This is a genomic window from Rahnella sp. BCC 1045 (assembly GCF_019049615.1).
GTDB lineage: Bacteria > Pseudomonadota > Gammaproteobacteria > Enterobacterales > Enterobacteriaceae > Rahnella > Rahnella contaminans.
Genome location: NZ_JAFMOZ010000127.1, coordinates 26,392 through 46,289, shown reverse-complemented (window position 1 = coordinate 46,289; position 19,898 = coordinate 26,392). Strand labels below are relative to the sequence as shown.

Here is a 19,898-nt window from a genome sequence, read left to right as displayed (position 1 = left end):
CATTTATTCCAGGATAATTATGCTGCAGACCCCTTCACTGAGTATTATCGTTGCCGTTTATAACGGGGAGCAATTTCTCTCCCAATTTTTCGACAATATCATCCAGCAGGCATTAACCGATTTTGAGATGATTATTGTTAACGACGGTTCAACGGATAAAAGTGCAGAAATTATTGAATCCTATCGGACATCTTTTGAGGCGTACAAGGTATTCACGATTGAAAACCAGGGCGTTTCTATCGCACGTAATCACGGTTTGTCACAAGCCACCGGCCAGTATCTGGCATTTCCGGACATCGATGACAATATTCATCCCGGAATGTACCAGAAACTGCTGGAGATGGCTGAAAAGAACTCGCTGGATGTGGCAACCTGTAATGGGCGCTATGTCTATGAAAATAGCGAAAAAAACAAAATAATCTTCCCACCAGAACGCTTATCTTCGACAGGCGTTATTTCGGGTGACGTCTGGCTGAAACAGGCACTCAACTCCCGCAAGTTTCTGCATGTGACCTGGCTGAACATCTACAATCATGATTTTATTAAACGTCATCACTTTTCTTTCGAGCCAGGACTCAGACATCAGGATATTCCGTGGACGACTGAGATTCTGCTGGCGGCAGAACGTGTTCAATATACCAGCGATATTTTCTACGATTATTTAATCCATTCGAATTCGGTTTCACATAGAACAGACGGTGACGCAACTGAAGTCCGCTCTGCACATCATTACATGAAGATTCTTCGTATGCTGGATGATATTAATCATCGGTATCAGGAAAAAGTCGCTAAAATTCCAGCGTGTAAATGGCAAATAGCAAAAGAAGGTCTGGGCATTCTTCATACTGTCGACAAAATAAAAGACCCGGCATTGAAGAAAAAGCTGGTTGAGGAAATTTTCCAGCAAGGTGTCTGGAACCTGATGTGGCGAAACGCCAATACTTTCCGCCTCCGCTGGCGGCTGGGGCGTCGGTATTTCAAATTGCGAAAATTAATCAGTGGATAGATCCCGTAACGGTCGGTAACCGCATCTTGATGCGTGAGCCGCCCAGCCTCTGGCATTAAAAGTATTAGCTTTGATTTGGCTAAAAACTTAGAATTCCAACCCTACTCGAGACTTCACGGATATTATGTTGCAAACGCTGTATACAGTTCTTCTATACCTCATCCAGCCTCTTATCTGGATCCGTTTGCTGGTACGTGGCCGGAAGTCACCGGCATACCGCAAACGCTGGGCTGAACGTTATGGCTTCTGCAAAGGGAAGGTGGTTTCTGGCGGCATCATGCTGCATTCCGTCTCAGTGGGCGAAACTCTGGCGGCAATTCCTTTAGTCCGCGCCCTGCGCCATCGTTATCCTTCATTGCCCATTACAGTCACCACGATGACTCCAACGGGCTCCGAGCGTGTTCAGTCCGCTTTCGGTGCTGGTGTTCATCACGTTTATCTACCTTATGACCTGCCTGGATCGCTGAACCGTTTTCTCAATGAAGTGAACCCCAAGTTGGTTATCATTATGGAAACCGAGCTGTGGCCAAACCTCATCAGCGCCCTGCATCGCCGTAAAATTCCCTTAGTGATTGCTAATGCACGCCTTTCTGAGCGTTCGGCTAAAGGCTACCAAAAGCTGGGCAAATTTATCCGCACTGTTTTACAACGCATCACGCTGATTGCCGCGCAAAATCAGGAAGATGGCGATCGTTTCCTTTCACTGGGATTAAAACGTAATCAGCTCGCGGTTACCGGCAGCCTGAAATTTGATATTTCCGTGACGCCGGAGCTGGCCGCTAAAGCCATCGCGCTGCGCAGTCAGTGGGCATCACGCCGCCAGGTGTGGATTGCGACCAGTACGCATGAAGGGGAAGAAACCCTGCTGTTGGAAGCACATAAAGAATTGCTGAAAGCTCATCCGACGCTGCTGCTGATCCTTGTGCCGCGCCATCCGGAACGTTTCCCCGTTGCCTGTGAACTGACGCGCAAAGCGGGTCTGACCTTCACACAACGCAGTACGGGGGAAGTGCCTTCGTCGGGAACGCAGGTCGTGATCGGCGATACGATGGGTGAGTTAATGCTGCTGTACGGAATTGCCGATCTGGCGTTTGTTGGTGGCAGTCTGGTCGAACGCGGAGGTCATAATCCTCTGGAAGCCGCAGCACACGCCATTCCTGTCCTGATGGGTCCGCATACGTTTAACTTCAAAGATATCTGCGCCAAGCTCACGCAGGACGATGGGTTGATCACCGTGACAGATACACCGTCGCTGGTCAAAGAAATCTCCACGTTGCTGACAGATGAAGATTATCGTCTGTATTACGGGCGTCACGCGGTAGAAGTTTTGCATCAAAATCAGGGAGCGCTACAACGCCTGCTGCATTTACTGGAGCCTTATCTGCCCGTGCGGGGTCATTAATGGCCGATAAAAAACGTTTATCCGTCGTGCTGATTGCACGCAATGAAGCAGATCTGCTGCCCGAATGCCTTGAGTCTGTGGCCTGGGCAGATGAAATCATCCTGCTTGATTCAGGCAGTGAAGATGCCACGCCGGACGTTGCCCGTCAGTTTGGCGCCAAAGTTTTCACCAACGAGCAATGGCCGGGTTTTGGTAAGCAGCGCCAGTTAGCGCAAAGCTATGCGACTGGCGATTATATTTTGATGATCGATGCGGACGAACGGGTTTCCCCGGAACTGCGTCAGTCGGTGGAAAACGTTCTGAATAATTCTCAGGAAAACACGGTTTACAGTTTTGGCCGCAGTAATTTATTCCTCGGAAAATTTATGCGCCACAGCGGCTGGTATCCCGATCGTGTCAACCGCTTATATCCTTCAGCCTTCCGCTATAACGACGATTTAGTTCACGAATCGCTGAACACGGGCAATGCCGCCGTTATCCCTTTGCAAGGCGATTTGCTGCACCTGACTTGTCGGGATTTCTTTGCTTTTCAGCGTAAACAGCTTAGTTATGCCGAAGCATGGGCCCGTCAGCGCCATCAGCAAGGCCGCCGTTGCAGCTTTTTCTCTGTCATTTCACACACATCAGGCGCATTCATAAAAACCTGGATCCTGCGGGCGGGTTTTCTGGATGGGAAACAGGGTTTGATTCTGGCAGGCGTCAATGCACAGTATACTTTCAATAAATATGCCGCCCTGTGGGCACTCAGCCATCAACTGCAAAAGTGAGCTTGTATGAGCACTAAGGCAATTTATCCCGGTACTTTCGACCCGCTGACTAACGGACATCTTGATATCGTGACGCGTGCTGCGTTGATGTTCGATCATGTCATTCTGGCGATTGCCGCCAGCCCGAGCAAAAAACCGATGTTTACTCTGGATGAGCGTGTGGCGCTGGCCACGCAGGTCACTTCTCATCTGAAAAATGTTGAAGTGATTGGCTTTAGCGATCTGATGGCGAACTTTGCCAAAGCGCAGGGCGCGAATGTGCTGGTGCGTGGCTTGCGTGCGGTGTCTGACTTTGAATATGAGATGCAGCTGGCAAACATGAACCGGCATTTGCTGCCGACGCTGGAAAGCGTATTTATGATGCCATCAAAAGAGTGGTCGTTTATTTCATCATCTCTGGTGAAGGAAGTGGCCCGCCACGGTGGCGATATCACGCCGTTCCTGCCACAGGTTATCACTCAGGCACTGATGGAAAAAATCAGCGCCTGAATCGCATATTAGCGCTGACATTTCGGGCAAAAAAACGTGGTGCGCTGAGCGTGTTTTTTACTCTCAATCGGCGTACCACAGGCACGACAAGGTTCACCCGCCCTTCCGTATACCTGCAATTCCTGAGCGAAATATCCCGGCTTGCCATCCGACTGTAAAAAGTCTTTGAGAGTCGTCCCACCCTGTTCAATAGAACGCAACAATACTGCTTTGATGGTTCTGACCAGCAACTCCGCTTCATCATGTTTGAGCGAATGCGCCAGCCTGTCAGGTGAAATACCCGCAACAAACAGCGATTCGCTGGCGTAGATGTTGCCTACCCCGACCACCAGTTTGTTGTCCATCAGCCACGGCTTGATGGGGGATTTTTTTGTGCGCGACTTCTCCAGCAGATAACCGGCGGTAAAATCCGTACTTAAAGGCTCCGGCCCGAGGTGCGCTAAAACATTGCTGGCCGCCAGATCTGAAGACCATAACCAGGCTCCAAAACGCCGCGGATCGGTATAACGCAACACAAAACCGGTATCCATCACCAGATCGACATGGTCATGTTTACCCGGTTCGGTTTCTTCCGACAGAATCCGCAAACTGCCAGACATGCCCAGATGAATGATGATCCAGCCCGTCTTAAGCTCAACCAGCAGATACTTTGCACGACGTTGAACGCTCAGCACCAGTTGGTCACTGAGCGACAGAATCTCTGTAGAAACAGGCCAGCGCAGACGCGGATTACGCACGATAGCGTGCATGATCGTGTGGCCTTTCAGATAGGGTTCAATCCCTCTGCGGCTGGTTTCAACCTCAGGTAATTCCGGCATAATTTCTCCCTTAGCAGAATGATTCTCAGAGTGTGTCGCAGACATCAGCATCAGGCAAACAAAAGTCGCTCTGAGCGGAAATGGCCAAATTCAGACAATAAAAAACCCGGCCGGAGCCGGGTTTTATTAATCCACTAAAATTATTTAATTTTAGCTTCTTTATAGATCACGTGTTGACGGACAACTGGATCGAATTTCTTCAGTTCCAATTTTTCCGGCTTAGTACGCTTGTTCTTCGTGGTGGTATAGAAGTGACCAGTACCAGCAGAAGAAACCAGCTTGATCTTCTCGCGAACACCTTTAGCCATGATGCAGTTCCTTAATACTTCTCACCGCGGGCACGCAGATCGGCCAAGACCGTCTCAATACCCTTCTTATCAATAACACGCATACCTTTAGCAGATACACGCAGAGTTACAAAGCGCTTCTCAGCCTCAACCCAAAAACGGTGGGAGTGCAGGTTCGGCAGAAAACGGCGTTTGGTCGCGTTCAGTGCGTGGGAACGGTTGTTACCGCTCACCGGGCGCTTGCCAGTAACTTGGCAGACTCGGGACATGTCTATTCTCCAAAAATCAAATCAGCTCGAGCTTCGTATAGGGTATGGCCGCCTCGTCAGGCTTTTAGAGCCCATCTCAGCAAACTCCACTGAGAACCGACTCACTGTCGTCGGGTAAAAACCAATTCATCAGGTTAGAAACCTGCTGAGATAGGCTCTTAACGCCAAACCCAAGATTCTCAAAGGTGGCGTAGTATACGCTCTGTAGCGTAAGTGCTCAAGTCCCGAACAGCTAAAGATCCCTAAGGATCTTCAAAAAACGACGCTAAATCCAACCGCGTTCAGCAAAAGAGACTGTTTCTCCGTGGCCTACAACCAAATGGTCAAGGACGCGAATTTCCAGCAGTTGGCACGCTCGAATAATCTGTTCAGTCACTTTCCGGTCCATCAGGCTGGGCTCAGCCCGACCGGATGGGTGATTATGCGCCAGAATTAGGGCTGCCGCATTAACCTTCATCGCACCGCGAACAATTTCGCGGGGATACACTTCTACGTGCCCAATAGTACCAGCAAACATCTCCTCATGGCGAATAACGCGATGCTGGTTGTCGAGAAAAAGTACCAGAAAGACCTCTCTTTCCCGAAAAACCAGTAAATTCTGCAGATATTCCCGCATGACCTCAGGGCTGAGCATCGCATTCTCCGCATTGAGGTGACGTAAATATGACCGGCGCGACAGTTCTGAAACTGCAACCAACTGTGCAAATTTCGCGACGCCCATCCCTTTAATGCCCGCCATTGAATCAAAATCAGCCATCAGCAACTGATGCAGAGAACCGAATTTTTCCAGAAGATTCTTCGCCAGCGCCATGACGTGTATTCCCTGGCAACCGGTACGCAGATAGATCGCCAGCAGCTCCTGATCGGTCAGCCCTTTTGCGCCCTGTTGCAGTAATTTTTCCCGTGGAGGCAATTCACCCGGCCAGCTTTCCTGTACTTTCGTCATCCTGACTCCTTTTAGGCGCCGATTCTGGCACAGAGCCCTGCCCGTCGGGGTTTCCGGTTTAAAAGCCTGCGAGGCGTTACGCAGAATTTTTATTCATCCGCTTAAGAGCATCGCCAATAGCTGTCATCATTCCGCGTTATGCTAAAATGTCGCTTCTTTCGGCTTACAACCAATCGGACAATGATGATGACGGGACTTTCCGGCAAACATATTGTGCTCGGTATCAGCGGTGGTATCGCTGCCTATAAAGCACCAGAACTGGTACGTCGCTTACGTGAAAGAGGCGCAGAAGTCCGCGTGGTCATGACACAAGCGGCGAAATCCTTTGTGACCCCCCTGAGCCTGCAGGCCGTTTCTGGCTATCCGGTCTCTGATGACCTGCTTGATCCTGCTGCCGAAGCGGCAATGGGACATATCGAGTTGGGCAAATGGGCTGACTTAGTTCTGATTGCTCCCGCCACGGCTGATTTACTGGCACGAATGAACGCAGGTATGGCGAATGACCTGCTGACGACTGTCTGTCTGGCAACCGCCGCGCCCGTCGCTGTTCTGCCGGCTATGAACCAGCAAATGTATCGCGCTGCCGTCACTCAGGAGAACCTGGAAAAACTGGCCGCACGTGGCACGTTAATCTGGGGCCCCGACAGCGGAAGCCAGGCTTGTGGCGATATCGGCCCTGGCCGGATGCTCGATCCGCTGGTGATAGTCGATTTAGCCAATACCCATTTTTCTGCTCATAAAGATCTGGCGCATCTGAATATTATGGTGACTGCAGGCCCGACCCGAGAACCTCTGGATCCGGTGCGTTTCATCAGCAATCACAGTTCCGGGAAAATGGGGTTTGCGATTGCCAAAGCCGCCGCTGAACGCGGTGCGCAGGTCACGCTGATTGCCGGACCGGTCGTGCAACCGACACCTCTGAACGTTCGCCGGATTGATGTGGAAAGTGCGCTGGAGATGGAGAAAGCAGTGCAAGCTTTTGCAGCCTCCCAGCAAATTTTTATTTCCTGCGCTGCCGTGGCCGATTACCGCGCTGAAATCATTGCTGATGAGAAAATCAAAAAGCAAGGCGATGAAATCACTGTAAAAATGGTGAAAAACCCCGACATTGTCGCGGGCGTCGCTGCCATGACGGAAAACCGTCCCTACGTCGTGGGGTTTGCCGCTGAAACCCAGAATGTGGAAGAATACGCGCGGCAAAAAAGGATCCGCAAGAATCTGGATCTGATTTGCGCCAACGACGTTTCACTTGCCGGACATGGTTTCAATACTGATACCAATGCCTTGCATCTTTTTTGGCAGGACGGGGATAAAATCTTACCGCTCAGCGATAAATCCCTGCTTGGTCAACGTTTATTAGAAGAGATTGTCAGCCGTTATGATGAAAAAAATCGACATTAAAATTCTCGACCCGCGCATCGGTTCGACTTTCCCTTTACCTGCCTACGCAACGCCGGGATCCGCAGGTCTGGATTTGCGCGCCTGTCTGGACGCGTCGGTAGAACTGAAACCGGGCGAAACGACGTTGCTGCCAACAGGTCTTGCTATCCATATCGGTGATGCAAATCTGGCGGCGGTTATCCTGCCACGTTCAGGTTTAGGCCATAAACACGGCGTCGTTCTGGGTAACCTGGTCGGTCTTATCGATTCCGATTATCAGGGTCAGCTGATGGTTTCCGTCTGGAATCGTGGTCAGACTACATTTGTTATCGAACCGGGCGAGCGCATTGCTCAGATGGTATTTGTGCCTGTCGTTCAGGCAGAATTCAATCTGGTGGAAGATTTTGACGCCAGTGAACGCGGCGAAGGTGGTTTCGGCCATTCAGGTCGCCAATAAGAACCTGTTCAGCACCGCAGATTTTGACGCGATATTGAACAGATCCTTATCACTATCAGACCGTAACAACACCAAGGGAACGAAATAAGCCGCAGGATCACAGCGATTCATGCGGCAGTTGTGCGGTTTCTCCATGATTTTAGCCGTTTTTTAGCAAGGGTCTATTCAGACATGGCAGAGAAAGAAACGACAAAAAGGAACCGGCGCGAAGAGATTTTGCAGGCGTTAGCGCAAATGCTTCAGTCCAGCGATGGCAGCCAGCGGATCACCACCGCGAAACTCGCCGCCAGCGTAGGCGTTTCAGAAGCAGCTCTTTACCGTCATTTTCCCAGTAAGACGCGGATGTTTGACAGCTTAATCGAGTTTATCGAAGACAGTCTGATTACGCGTATCAATCTCATCCTGCAGGATGAAAAAGATACATTGAACAGAATCCGTCTGATTTTGCTGCTGATTTTAGGTTTTGCCGAACGCAATCCGGGGCTCACCCGCATTATGACCGGTCACGCACTGATGTTCGAACAGGATCGCCTGCAGGGTCGCATCAACCAGCTTTTTGAGCGAATTGAAGCGCAGTTGCGTCAGGTTTTACGGGAAAAGAAAATGCGTGAAGGCAGCGGGTTTATCAGTGATGAAACCCTGCTTGCCAGCCAGTTACTGGCATTTTGCGAAGGGATGCTTTCGCGGTTTGTGCGTTCAGAATTCAAGTATCGTCCGACTCAGGACTTTGATACACGCTGGCCTCTGATTTCTGCTCAGCTGCAATAACGTCATTTTCCAGCACAGGTTACAGATGCAAAAAAGGGCCGAAAGGCCCTTTTGTTTTTGGCCCTACGGCTGGATCATTTTTCCATGTTCATCCAGCATCGTAGTCAGCAAGGCCGTACCGTCTTGCCCTACCCGAAATGCACCATAACGCGCGCTGGCGAAACGCCCACCGTGACCTTCCTGGAAAAAGTAAGCATTCGTTCCCACCGTCAGCATTCCGGCATTCATATGATACTTCACCCGTAACTCCCCTGGCTTCAGCGGCTCGCCGCTATCAAACCTCGCCTGAGTGACCTGCCGCTGCTCATTGACTGTCACAATAATTTTGCCACTGACTGGCAGGCAAGGCGTCTGTGGAACCGAATCACACACCTGACGTTGCCGGGATAACTCCTGCTGCAAAGCCTGCGTTATGGCATAACTGAGAGCCATATAATCCCCCTGCATGAGAGAACGCGGATCAACCGGTGCAAGCGGCAATATCATCACCGCCCCCTGTTTAAGTATCTGTTCTTTTTGCCAGATACCGGCATTCACGGCGATCAGCGCCAGCAGTATCACTAATCCCGCCAGCCATTTTCTCAAATTAGTGGTTTGCATACGCTTCCTCCTTCCGCGCCGGTATCAGTTTTTTGGCGGCAAATGCCAGCGCAAGCAGCGCCACGCCAGTGACAAACATCAGAAGGGATTTCTGCAATAAACTGACACCGAGGAAGTAATACCAGTCAATAACATAAAGCGCGAGGAAACAGCCGCTGGCGGCCAAAACCCCCTGACTTCCCTGATAACGCGCCATCAGTAATAACCACAGGCCCAGGCCGATTCCCGGTGCATAATAAGCAGCGAAACCGCACAACAAAGCAGCAACCAGAAGCAGCGGCGCTGATGACGTCTTTTTCACCACCGTCTGATACAAACACCCGATGATTAAACCTGCGGCAATACCTGCGCCGGTTCCCGTCGAAAGCGTGAAATACCCTGCTGGCCGCCAGAAAAAATCAAAGAAAAGTGAGGAATTAATACCGGAAAAACACTGCAATATCAGGCCGGACGGGATCCCCCAGAGGAGAGGGGAAACAGCCTCAGCGCCTGCAGTGGCTGTTAAGTTAATTTGTTCCCTGATAATCCACAGCCAGAAAATCACAATGACAGCAATCAGCGCTGAAACCACACAAAAACTGACGACTGGCGGTAAATACATCCCGGCCAGCAAATTGCCGGAAAGTATCAGTAAAAAAGTCGCCGCTGTTACCGCCATAAAGCGGAATGTACGATCTGCCATCGCCAGCGCCATCACTGCGAGAACCGGCAATGAACAAAGTGAGCCCACCAGAAAATACATATCCCAACTGGCTTCAAAGAGCATACAGAAGCCAAAGCACAGGCCACAGGTTGCCGCTATCGCCCATGCCAGTCCGATATGATGTTTGCTCACACCCTGCGCGCGAAGAAATCCGCCCGCGACCAAGGCAAGGATCAGCGAAGGGATAATCACAGTGGCAGCATTAGGGTCATTGAGCAGGCCGGCAACATAGAGCACCAGTATCAGCAGGAACAGAATGATCATGGCCGCCACCCAGCCACCGACACCCAGCGTCAGCCGCAGATACCAGGGGAGATGAGACGAGTGATCGTATTGCTGAATCTCTTCAATTTGCGTCTGATTAAGCAAATTATGTCGGCGTAACTGTTCGGTCAGCAATGCCACTTTCGTGAAGGAAACCTCGACCGGCTGGTTCTCATAGAGTTTACGCCGCCAGTGGAGCATCAAAGCGCCACATCCCGCCAGCCATGGAGCCATCAGACAGCCCAGCATAAACAGACCACCCACATCATAAGAACTGTCGAACATCTGCATGATCAACACGCACCCGATGGCCGCTCCACTGGCCGTCCCCAGCGTCAGCATACACAGGTCAGGATGGCGGTAGCGGTAGAAGAAGTAGCCCGCCAGTAAAACGAGCAGCCATAACGCCGTCGCAAAGTGATGAGGGGAACCGTAACGCCAGCCGGATACATTTCCGGCAACGATGGAAGTCAGCATTAACAGGAGAAAACCGGCCATCACACGGGAGAACCAACGACTGGCGAGCCACGACTTAGGATTGTGTTTAATTGCCCGCAGGGCAAGCACTTCACGCGTAACCAGACACAACACCTGCACAATCAAATAACTATAAAGTGCGGTGGAGGGAAAATAGTCGAGACCATCAAATGCCGCGCTGTCCATCAGGGACATAGACACCGTGACGTAATAGAGCTGAAAGGTAAGATTGGCAAGCAACCAGGAGCAGAACCACAAACTGTTCTGTCGGGCGATGAGGGCTAAAGGCAGGAAAACCAACAGCCAGGCTCTGAACAACTCCCAGCTGTCGGCCCCCGTCTGATAAATCTGCCCATAGAGGGCAAACAGCGCGCCAAAACTGAGAGCGGCCGCCAGTAAGGCACTACGCGCAAGTCCGTCATACCAGCGCCACCAGACCACGACGGTAAGCGCAACGACCAACAACTCTGCCAGCGCAAACTTTGCCATCTTCGGCATATCTGCCCAGTTCCAGGCGACAAAAAAGACGGCAGCCGCGACGAGCGATAACAATCCCAGCAGCGAGAGTAACGGCACCAGAAATCTTCGCCATTGCGGATAATCAGGCCGGACACCGCAGAAATCATAAATACGCTGGCATTCTGCGGGTGTCAGGCTTTTGCCTTTAACCAGCCGCTCCGTCTGGCGACAGAGAAACTCTGCTGCCCGCGAAGGCATCCATTCTTTGCTGCCTGCTTCAGTTTGTGTCATGACATCCCTGCCTTATAAAGTTTTACCCGAGATTAAACGCCATACTCCTGCTGGTAAGCCCTCACAGCAGCCAGATGGTCCGCCATTTCCGCTTTTTCTTCCAGATACTCAATCAGGTCGGCCAGCGTAATAATTGAAATCACTTTGCAATGATAGTCCCGTTCAACTTCCTGAATCGCAGAGATATCCGCGCGGCCACGTTCCTGACGATCCAGAGAAATCAGAACGCCCGCTAGCGTTGCATTGTGAGCATTGATGATTTCCATGGACTCACGGATAGCTGTACCGGCGGTAATCACATCATCAACCAGCATGACGCGGCCCTGAAGAGGGCTGCCCACCAATAAACCACCTTCACCGTGATCTTTGGCTTCTTTGCGGTTGAAACAATACGGCACATCGCGTTCATGATGCTCAGCCAGCGCGACGGCAGTGGTGGTTGCAATCGGAATCCCTTTATAGGCCGGGCCGAAAACTAAATCGAAATCAATTTTTGAATCCATCAATGCTTCAGCGTAAAAACGTCCCAGTAACGCCAGATCACGGCCAGTGTTAAACAAACCGGCATTGAAGAAGTAAGGACTTATGCGCCCGGACTTCAGGGTAAACTCGCCGAATTTCAAAACCTGTTTGTTCAGTGCAAACTCAATAAACTGGCGCTGATAGGCTTTCATTGATGGTCTCCTCGATAATGTCTTATATCTGCAATTGTCAGCCCGCAGGCCATAAAAAAGGCGACTTCTCAGTCGCCTTAAAAAATTATTCCGCCAGCGCCGCTTTCTGCGCCTGGAAGATAGTGTCGATGCCCCCTCTGGCGAGGGCCAGTAAACTGAGCAACTCCTCATGACTGAACGGCTCGCCTTCTGCGGTGCCCTGCACTTCAATCATGCGGCCATCTTCCATCATCACGACGTTCATGTCCGTTTCAGCTGCCGAATCTTCGACATACTCAAGGTCGCAAAGCGCTTCGCCTTTGACAATACCCACAGAGACGGCGGCAACCATCCCTTTCATCGGATTGGCTTTCAGTTTACCCGCTGCTACCAGCGCGTTCAGTGCATCTGCCAGCGCCACACAGGCTCCGGAAATGGACGCAGTACGCGTGCCGCCGTCAGCCTGCAAAACATCGCAGTCCAGCGTGATGGTGAATTCACCCAGTTTTTTGAGATCCACTGCCGCACGCAATGAGCGGGCAATCAGACGCTGAATTTCAAGGGTACGACCGCCTTGTTTGCCTTTCGCGGCTTCACGCGCATTACGGCTGTGCGTGGAGCGTGGCAGCATACCGTATTCAGCCGTGATCCAACCTTGTCCCTGACCTTTCAGGAAACGCGGAACGCCTTCTTCGACCGTCGCGGTACACAGCACTTTGGTATCACCAAACTCCACCAGCACGGAACCTTCAGCGTGTTTAGTGTAATGGCGGGTCAGTGTTACGGGGCGTACTTGTTGTGCATTTCTGCCTGCTGGACGCATGGATAGTTCTCCGGGTCGCGAATCGTGTTTGGCTGCGCATTATACGGACTTCGCGAGGTAATGCCTATCATGACCCGCTTACCGGGGCTATAATCGCTGCATCTTTACATTAACAGGTACGCATACATGATCCGTAGTATGACCGCTTATGCCCGACGCGAAATTAAGGGTGACTGGGGCAGCGCCGCGTGGGAACTTCGCTCGGTAAACCAACGTTATCTCGAAACTTACATCCGTCTGCCAGAGCAATTTCGCAGCCTGGAGCCGGTTATTCGCGAGCGCATTCGTGCCCGGCTGACCCGCGGTAAAGTCGAATGTAATCTGCGTTTTGATCTCGATCCGGGCGCGCAAAGCACTCTGCAACTGAATGAAAAACTGGCGAAACAGCTGGTTGAAGCGGCGCAATGGGTAAAAATGCAAAGCGACGAAGGCGAGATTAATCCGCTGGAAGTTCTGCGCTGGCCGGGTGTCATGCTGGCCGAAGAGCAGGATCTGGATGCAATCAGCACTGAACTGCTGCTCGAGCTGGAAACAGCTCTCGATGATTTCATCGCTGCCCGCGAAAGCGAAGGCGCCGCACTGAAAACAATGATCGAACAACGCCTTGATGGCGTTAGCGCAGAAGTCATCAAAGTCCGTGCCCAGATGCCCAATATCCTGCAATGGCAGCGCGAGCGTCTGGTCAGCAAGCTGGAAGACGCGCAGGTACAGCTGGAAAATACCCGCCTAGAGCAGGAACTGGTTCTGATGGCGCAGCGTGTTGATGTTGCAGAAGAGCTGGACCGTCTGGAAGCGCACGTTAAAGAAACGCATAAAATCATGAAGAAAGATGAGGCGGTCGGCCGTCGTCTTGATTTCATGATGCAGGAATTTAACCGCGAGTCGAACACGCTGGCATCCAAATCGATCAATGCCGATGTCACAACATCCGCCATCGAGCTGAAAGTCCTTATCGAACAAATGCGCGAACAGATCCAGAACATTGAGTAAATCATCTGATCTGATGCAATAAAAAACGCCTCCCGTCAGCCTGACCGGAGGCGTTTTTTTATGCTTTAGCTCTGAAATTCAGAAAGAAATTAATCTTCCCAACGTTTCAGCAGTACACAAGCATTCACACCGCCAAAACCAAAGCCGTTGGACAGCGCGTAAGTAATGCCGTGCTTCTGCGCCGTATTGCCGACGATGTTCAGGCCTTCTGCCGCGGCATCTTTGTTTTCAAGGTTCAGCGTTGGCGGAACAATCTGGTCGCGAACGGCCAGAATAGTGAAGATGGTTTCCAGACCACCCGCCGCGCCCAGCAAATGCCCGGTAGCAGATTTGGTGGACGTCACCGCCAGCTTACCGTCGGTGCCGAACAGGGTTTTAATCGCATTGATTTCACCCAGGTCGCCCACCGGCGTAGAGGTCGCATGCGCATTCAAATGCTGCACGTCTGAAGGCTGAATCCCCGCCTGACGCAAAGCAATTTTCATCGCACGCCCGGCACCGTTGCCGTCTTCTGCACCGGAAGTCATGTGATAAGCGTCGCCGCTGGTACCGTAACCGACGATCTCAGCGAGAATTTTTGCACCACGCGCTTTCGCGTGTTCCAGTTCTTCGATAACCAGCATGCCTGCGCCTTCGCCCATCACAAAGCCGTCGCGGGCGCTGTCAAATGGACGGGATGCTTTTTCCGGATGATCTTCGTGGCCGGTAGACATCGCTTTTGCCGCCGCGAAACCACCCAGGCTCACGGTATCGATAGCTGCTTCAGCGCCACCACACAGTGCAACATCCGCTTCATCATTGCGAATCAAACGAACCGCATCACCGATTGCCTGAACACCCGCCGCACATGCGGTAACCGGCGCACCGATTGGACCTTTGAACTGGTGTTTTATGGAAACCTGGCCAGATGCCAGATTCACCAGGAATGAAGGAATGGTGAACGGGGATAAACGCTTAGCACCGCGGCTGTCGTTGGTGCGCACAGCATGTGCAATCGCCGGGAAACCACCGATACCAGAACCGATGACGGTTGCAGTACGTTCCTGCTGTTCAGCGGTTTCCGCTTTCCAGCCTGAATTCGCAATCGCCATATCGGCAGCTGCCATGGCGAAAAGAATGAAACGGTCCATTTTCTTCTGGTCTTTCGGCACAACAAACAGGTCAGGATCGAAACCTGATTCAGGATCCTGTTCTTTAGTTTGTACCTGACCGCCAATTTTCACGGACAGTGTTTCAACAATTTCTTCCGGCAAAACGCGGATACCAGACTGACCGGCCAGCAGGCGCTTCCAGATAGTTTCGATATCACAGCCCAGAGGACTCACAGCCCCCATGCCGGTAATAACCACTCGACGATGAGTCATAAAACTTTCCTCTCTGTCTGTTGAAGACATAAGTTTCTGCTGAAACTTCCACCAGCGGGCAGAAACGATTTAATTAAAGGCTGACAGTATGTGACGAATTACGATTTTGTAAACCCGTAACTCGAAATTTTTGTCGTGACTATTTTGCCAGACTGCGCAGAACCAGACCGGTAATGGCCTGAACGCGTTCTTCCAGTTGCTCCGGCGTTTTTTGTTCCAGTAACAGCGGGTGAGAGAACGGAGTCGTTACGCTGGTGATGGCCATACAGACTTCATCCAACGGCGTTTTACGTTCAAATTCGCCAGACTCACGCCCGTCGCTGACTATTTTTTCAACGATGGCATACATCATAGCCCGGTGATTTCGCGTGGATTTCCACTGCTGCGCAGAAGCTGTCGCAGCCAGGTCGTGTAACTTTCGATCCTGAAAGAAGAGATCCAGACTACGTGTTAACAACGTTTTAAAAATTGAACGCAGGCGCAGAGTTGCACTTTGGTCACTCTGGGCAATCAGCAGCAAAGCCTGATCAATCTGACCGACACGCTGGGAACAGATGGCTTCACCAATCGCCTGTTTTGACTCAAAAAATTTATAAATATAAGCACTTGAAACACCGATCGATTTCGCCAGATCCGCCACAGACGTTTTGGCATAACCATACAGACGAAAGTGCTCAAATGCCGCATCAATAATTTGTTCGCGCCGTTCGTGTTCAGCTGGTCCACGCTGAGTTAACGCAACCGGAATTTCGGGCTTCATACACTCCTCCGGACAGATAAAATCATTGGGTCTTGCGTCTTTTAGTGACGATTTTAAATAATCGTAACTTAAAAATAGACACTTTTCACCTTTATGGGAGAGACACTTCAGGTAGAAAACGAAAGAAGGATGAACAAACTGGCATGCGATAACTGTTTTTCTAATCTAAAATAAGCCAGAATCCTTCCCGAGCCTTTTGTTTAGCCTGACTGATGCGTAAATAACATTAGTTTTAATAATCTGAAATAAGATGCAAAAGAAAAATTCAATCGAGAGTTTATGAAAAGCTCATTACTCTACGCGGCTCCTGCTTTCTCACTTACTGATTTGTCCGGCGAACATTCATGTTACTCACAGTTCTTTATATTATTGGGATCACCGCAGAAGCCATGACGGGAGCTCTGGCGGCCGGGCGTCGTAAAATGGACTCCTTTGGCGTCATTATTATCGCAGCGGCGACTGCTATTGGTGGCGGCTCTGTTCGTGACATGTTGCTCGGACACTATCCTTTAGGTTGGGTTAAGCATCCGGAATACATCGTCATTGTTGCCGTTGCTGCCATTATGACGACCTGGCTGGCCCCACTGATGCAACATCTTCGCCGGCTATTTCTTGTGCTTGATGCCGTAGGCCTGGTGGTGTTTTCAATCATCGGGACGCAGGTTGCGCTTGATATGGGTCACGGCGCAATTATTGCTTCAGTCTGTGCAGTGATTACTGGCGTTTTCGGCGGCGTACTGAGGGATATGATGTGTAATCAGATCCCGCTGGTTTTCCAGAAAGAAATCTACGCAGGGATCTCTTTCGCCTCCGCCTGGGTTTATATCGGCCTGCAATACCTCGCGTTACCGCACAATCTGGTGGTGATCATCACCCTGCTTGTCGGTTTTATCGCACGTCTTATCGCGCTGCGCTTTCGTCTCGGCCTGCCGGTTTTCAACTACCCGCACTCAGACCATTAAGTTATCGGCTGGCTTTGTACACTACTGAAAAGCAGGCAGTTCTGCCTGCTTTAGCCGCTCGGCCAGCGCCATAACCTGCGGGTGATGAATAAAGCCGTAAACCTGACGGGCCCGTTTTTGCCCAACGCCGGCCTTTGTTTCCCAATCACCGGAAGTCAGTTGTTCCAGCTGACCCCAGTTTTGCCTTTGCTCCGCAAACTTCAGGGCAAAGGTAGGAAAACCCAATGCTGACAGCCAGTGTCTGAAACCTTTATCCCGTGCCAACTGGATTTGCGCCGCCAGCTTCTGCGCCTGCTTAACACTAATCCCCGGCACAGCCGCCATGTCCTTCTCATTCAGATTTAACCACGCCACCAGTGAATCAGCCGAAATCCTCTCGAACAACTTTTGCCACGTCGCACCACCAAACCCGGCCATATCTAGTCCTTCAGGACCGCTTAGCCAGACAAGGCGCGAGAGAAACTGCTGCGCGCAACCGGGCTCCGGCGTGAAGCAAGAAAGCGCATCATATTGTTGTGGATCAGGAAGGTTTATTTCGGGGCGTTCGCTCACGCGCCACGTGACATCATCAAGCCGCGGGATCCCCTGACCGGCCAGACTGATAGCCACCTGATCACCGGGCAACACATCCCATGATTTAAAGCGGGCAACCGAGCCTACACTGACTTTACTCACCGATTTATCGTCCAGTTTCAGCGTCTTCAGGTTCAGAATTACGGTGACTTTTCCACTTCGCCCCGTGGTTGTTGTAATACCGGAGACTTCTGTGAGTTGTCTTGCGGGCGGGTATTTCCACGCAACTGCCCATGTAGCGGGTTTATTCATCCAGTATTTTCCGGATGGCTCTTCTTGCTGGCGGATCACCACGCCGTCGGTCGCAAAAGGCAGCGGCTGGAGAAACCAGGTATCCCGCCATTTCGATACATCTTCCACAGAGTTAACTGCAAGTGTGAATTGAGAAACTTCAGGGAAACCTAAAGCACTAAGTTTTTGGAGGTGTTCCTGCATATCGGCAGGCCCGTCAGGCCAAGACCAGATGAAGATGCCAAACTCACTGAGCTGATCGGATATCGAATTTCGCATCATGGCGCCCGCCACTTTCGATCTCGCATTCATGCCACCTTCAACACTTTGTTGATGACCGGTCATCTTCAGATACAGCTCGCCCTGCAATACCAGTTCCGGGCTTTTGTCGGCAATATTGAGTGGAATTGACGGAATGGAAGCCGCTTTAACCGTCCAGTTCTGGCCTTTAGCACCATCGCCCCGGCTTAGCAGGGCCGCCAGTTTGCCATGCCGGTAAATCAGCGAAACGGCCACACCGTCGACTTTAGGCTGCACCCAGAGATTTTTACGGCCGCGCATCCAGTCTGATACGCCCTGTTTATCGCGTAATTTATTGAGCCCGGTATGTGCTACAGGGTGAGCAATGGTGGCATCATCGCCACCCGGCACCGTAAGCTCAGGCAATGGCAATCCGGCGCACTGCAGCCACTTACTCTGTTTCTGTCGCAGGTTATCGTAAACAGAATCTTCGATCGGGCTGCTTCCTGATTCATGGTACGCCTTGTCCCATTGAGCCAGTTGCTCCGAAAGCTTATGTGTTTCCCGGTTCAGCTGAGCCGCTGACCATGCAGGACAATCTTGCGGAAATATCTCACCGGCAACCGTTGGGAAAATAAAACAGAACACACTGATAAAAAGAATGAAACGGCGCATAAGCACCTCCTTGTGGGTGCCAGTAAACGCTGTCGGTATTTTATCTGCCAGTGCCAATGTTCGTTCTTGCGAGATGCTTTCCTGGTTATTTCATTCGTTGCTGTAATACAAAGAAATTTTGGAATACAGCGCGTAATTCCACAAAGTGGGGCTGTTTTCCCGGGCTTAGTTACGATGAAATACGTCGGAACGCTGCACCGAATGCGGCGAGCGTGTATACTGTGCGAGAGATCACTCTTCGCATACTTCCTATCAACCCAATCAGTTGAAATGTCATCATGGTTCAAGGCACGCTATATATTGTCTCCGCCCCGAGTGGAGCAGGTAAATCAAGTCTGATTCAGGCTTTACTGAAAACACAACCGCTCTACGACACACAGGTTTCTATTTCCCATACCACCCGTACAGAACGTCCGGGCGAGAAACATGGCGAGCACTACTTCTTTGTTTCTAAAGAAGAGTTTCGCGAGATGATTGAACGTGATGCCTTTTTAGAACACGCAGAAGTTTTCGGGAATTATTACGGGACTTCACGTGAAGCCATTGAGCAGGTTTTGGCGTCTGGCGTTGACGTTTTTCTGGATATCGACTGGCAAGGTGCTCAGCAGATCAGGAAAAGAATGCCGCAAGCACGCAGTATTTTCGTATTGCCGCCATCAAAAGATGAGCTTGATCGCCGCCTGCGTGGCCGTGGTCAGGACAGCGAAGAAGTTATCGCAAAACGTATGGCGCAGGCTGTTGCAGAAATGACGCACTTTGCCGAATACGACTATTTAATTGTGAACGATGATTTTGATCTGGCGTTATCGGATTTAAAAACCATTATTCGCGCCGAACGTCTGCGTCTGAGCCGTCAGCGGCTCCGTCATGACGGATTAATCACCAAACTATTGGCAGACTGAAGTCACTTTCAGTATTATGCCCAGTCTTTCGTCACCCTGTGGAGTAGCACATATATGGCACGCGTAACTGTTCAAGACGCTGTTGAGAAAATTGGTAACCGTTTTGACCTGGTGTTGGTGGCTGCTCGTCGCGCACGCCAGCTGCAATCTGGTGGTAAAGATCCACTGGTCGCTGAAGAAAACGATAAATTCACCGTTATTGCCCTGCGCGAAATCGAAGAAGGCCTGATCACCAATCAGATCCTCGACGTTCGTGACCGTCAGGAGCAACAAGAGCAGGAAGCCGCAGAGATTCAGGCAGTGACTGCCATCGCTGAAGGCCGTCGTTAATTAACGAAACGG

Annotated in this window: 22 protein-coding genes; 11 read left to right on the top strand and 11 right to left on the bottom strand. The window is 51.1% G+C overall.

Annotated elements, in window-relative coordinates:
• Window positions 1–19: 19 nt before the first annotated feature.
• The 4 genes from J1782_RS13135 to coaD all read left to right on the top strand — a co-directional run bounded on the left by J1782_RS13135 (window position 20) and on the right by coaD (window position 3,664).
• Window positions 20–1,006, top strand: coding sequence for a glycosyltransferase (locus J1782_RS13135; RefSeq protein ID WP_165062005.1), 987 nt, complete (start codon window positions 20–22; stop codon window positions 1,004–1,006).
• 127 nt (window positions 1,007–1,133) lie between these two features.
• Window positions 1,134–2,408 (top strand): lipid IV(A) 3-deoxy-D-manno-octulosonic acid transferase, encoded by a 1,275-nt coding sequence (waaA, locus tag J1782_RS13130; RefSeq protein WP_193333112.1) that lies wholly within the window; start codon window positions 1,134–1,136, stop codon window positions 2,406–2,408.
• Window positions 2,408–3,175, top strand: coding sequence for a glycosyltransferase family 2 protein (locus tag J1782_RS13125; RefSeq protein WP_165062003.1), 768 nt, complete (start codon window positions 2,408–2,410; stop codon window positions 3,173–3,175). Before waaA ends, J1782_RS13125 begins: the two co-directional genes overlap by 1 nt.
• Window positions 3,176–3,181: 6 nt before the next feature.
• Complete coding sequence (coaD, locus tag J1782_RS13120) at window positions 3,182–3,664, top strand: pantetheine-phosphate adenylyltransferase (RefSeq protein ID WP_217153307.1); 483 nt, start codon at window positions 3,182–3,184, stop codon at window positions 3,662–3,664.
• A gap of 8 nt (window positions 3,665–3,672) precedes the next feature.
• On the opposite strand, the gene mutM is transcribed toward coaD, so the two are convergent.
• From mutM to radC, 4 genes are all read right to left on the bottom strand, one after another.
• Window positions 3,673–4,482 (bottom strand): bifunctional DNA-formamidopyrimidine glycosylase/DNA-(apurinic or apyrimidinic site) lyase, encoded by an 810-nt coding sequence (gene mutM / locus J1782_RS13115; RefSeq protein WP_217153306.1) that lies wholly within the window; start codon window positions 4,480–4,482, stop codon window positions 3,673–3,675.
• A 140-nt stretch (window positions 4,483–4,622) separates the two neighbouring features.
• On the bottom strand, window positions 4,623–4,790 hold the full coding sequence (gene rpmG, locus J1782_RS13110; protein ID WP_004392084.1) for a 50S ribosomal protein L33: 168 nt from the start codon (window positions 4,788–4,790) through the stop codon (window positions 4,623–4,625).
• An 11-nt stretch (window positions 4,791–4,801) separates the two neighbouring features.
• Complete coding sequence (gene rpmB / locus J1782_RS13105) at window positions 4,802–5,038, bottom strand: 50S ribosomal protein L28 (RefSeq protein WP_101079928.1); 237 nt, start codon at window positions 5,036–5,038, stop codon at window positions 4,802–4,804.
• Window positions 5,039–5,303: 265 nt separating this feature from the next.
• Window positions 5,304–5,984 (bottom strand): DNA repair protein RadC, encoded by a 681-nt coding sequence (gene radC / locus J1782_RS13100; protein ID WP_217153305.1) that lies wholly within the window; start codon window positions 5,982–5,984, stop codon window positions 5,304–5,306.
• Between the two features lie 183 nt (window positions 5,985–6,167).
• Here radC and coaBC point away from each other — a divergent pair, with 183 nt between their 5' ends.
• The 3 genes from coaBC to slmA all read left to right on the top strand — a co-directional run bounded on the left by coaBC (window position 6,168) and on the right by slmA (window position 8,589).
• A complete protein-coding gene (coaBC, locus tag J1782_RS13095) occupies window positions 6,168–7,385 on the top strand; it encodes a bifunctional phosphopantothenoylcysteine decarboxylase/phosphopantothenate--cysteine ligase CoaBC (RefSeq protein WP_165062052.1) in 1,218 nt (405 codons plus the stop codon).
• Window positions 7,363–7,821: a dUTP diphosphatase gene (gene dut, locus J1782_RS13090; RefSeq protein ID WP_013577627.1), complete on the top strand. Its 459-nt coding sequence runs from the start codon at window positions 7,363–7,365 to the stop codon at window positions 7,819–7,821. The genes coaBC and dut overlap by 23 nt, the downstream gene beginning before the upstream one ends.
• Window positions 7,822–7,992: 171 nt before the next feature.
• On the top strand, window positions 7,993–8,589 hold the full coding sequence (gene slmA, locus J1782_RS13085; RefSeq protein WP_152324977.1) for a nucleoid occlusion factor SlmA: 597 nt from the start codon (window positions 7,993–7,995) through the stop codon (window positions 8,587–8,589).
• Window positions 8,590–8,652: 63 nt separating this feature from the next.
• Here slmA and J1782_RS13080 read toward each other — a convergent pair whose 3' ends face one another.
• From J1782_RS13080 to rph, 4 genes are all read right to left on the bottom strand, one after another.
• On the bottom strand, window positions 8,653–9,189 hold the full coding sequence (locus J1782_RS13080) for a GDYXXLXY domain-containing protein (protein WP_208950133.1): 537 nt from the start codon (window positions 9,187–9,189) through the stop codon (window positions 8,653–8,655).
• Window positions 9,176–11,383, bottom strand: a complete 2,208-nt coding sequence (locus J1782_RS13075; RefSeq protein WP_217153304.1) for a DUF2157 domain-containing protein — start codon at window positions 11,381–11,383, stop codon at window positions 9,176–9,178. The genes J1782_RS13080 and J1782_RS13075 overlap by 14 nt, the downstream gene beginning before the upstream one ends.
• Window positions 11,384–11,415: 32 nt before the next feature.
• A complete protein-coding gene (gene pyrE / locus J1782_RS13070) occupies window positions 11,416–12,057 on the bottom strand; it encodes an orotate phosphoribosyltransferase (protein WP_217153303.1) in 642 nt (213 codons plus the stop codon).
• A gap of 85 nt (window positions 12,058–12,142) precedes the next feature.
• Window positions 12,143–12,859 (bottom strand): ribonuclease PH, encoded by a 717-nt coding sequence (rph, locus tag J1782_RS13065; protein WP_152324971.1) that lies wholly within the window; start codon window positions 12,857–12,859, stop codon window positions 12,143–12,145.
• Window positions 12,860–12,985: 126 nt separating this feature from the next.
• Here rph and J1782_RS13060 point away from each other — a divergent pair, with 126 nt between their 5' ends.
• Window positions 12,986–13,849, top strand: coding sequence for a YicC/YloC family endoribonuclease (locus J1782_RS13060; protein ID WP_217153302.1), 864 nt, complete (start codon window positions 12,986–12,988; stop codon window positions 13,847–13,849).
• Window positions 13,850–13,938: 89 nt separating this feature from the next.
• On the opposite strand, the gene fabF is transcribed toward J1782_RS13060, so the two are convergent.
• A complete protein-coding gene (gene fabF / locus J1782_RS13055) occupies window positions 13,939–15,213 on the bottom strand; it encodes a beta-ketoacyl-ACP synthase II (protein ID WP_217153301.1) in 1,275 nt (424 codons plus the stop codon).
• Window positions 15,214–15,352: 139 nt separating this feature from the next.
• On the bottom strand, window positions 15,353–15,973 hold the full coding sequence (locus tag J1782_RS13050; protein ID WP_152324966.1) for a TetR/AcrR family transcriptional regulator: 621 nt from the start codon (window positions 15,971–15,973) through the stop codon (window positions 15,353–15,355).
• A gap of 344 nt (window positions 15,974–16,317) precedes the next feature.
• Between J1782_RS13050 and J1782_RS13045 the strand changes: the two genes are divergently transcribed.
• Entirely contained in the window at window positions 16,318–16,935 is a 618-nt protein-coding gene (locus tag J1782_RS13045) for a trimeric intracellular cation channel family protein (protein ID WP_152324964.1), read from the top strand.
• A 21-nt stretch (window positions 16,936–16,956) separates the two neighbouring features.
• Here J1782_RS13045 and ligB read toward each other — a convergent pair whose 3' ends face one another.
• Window positions 16,957–18,654, bottom strand: coding sequence for an NAD-dependent DNA ligase LigB (gene ligB, locus J1782_RS13040; RefSeq protein ID WP_217153300.1), 1,698 nt, complete (start codon window positions 18,652–18,654; stop codon window positions 16,957–16,959).
• A 278-nt stretch (window positions 18,655–18,932) separates the two neighbouring features.
• On the opposite strand from ligB, the gene gmk reads away from it, so the two are divergent.
• Both gmk and rpoZ read left to right on the top strand, forming a co-directional pair.
• On the top strand, window positions 18,933–19,556 hold the full coding sequence (gene gmk, locus J1782_RS13035) for a guanylate kinase (protein WP_217153299.1): 624 nt from the start codon (window positions 18,933–18,935) through the stop codon (window positions 19,554–19,556).
• Window positions 19,557–19,610: 54 nt separating this feature from the next.
• Window positions 19,611–19,886, top strand: coding sequence for a DNA-directed RNA polymerase subunit omega (gene rpoZ, locus J1782_RS13030; protein WP_015699238.1), 276 nt, complete (start codon window positions 19,611–19,613; stop codon window positions 19,884–19,886).
• The last annotated feature ends 12 nt before the right edge of the window (window positions 19,887–19,898 follow it).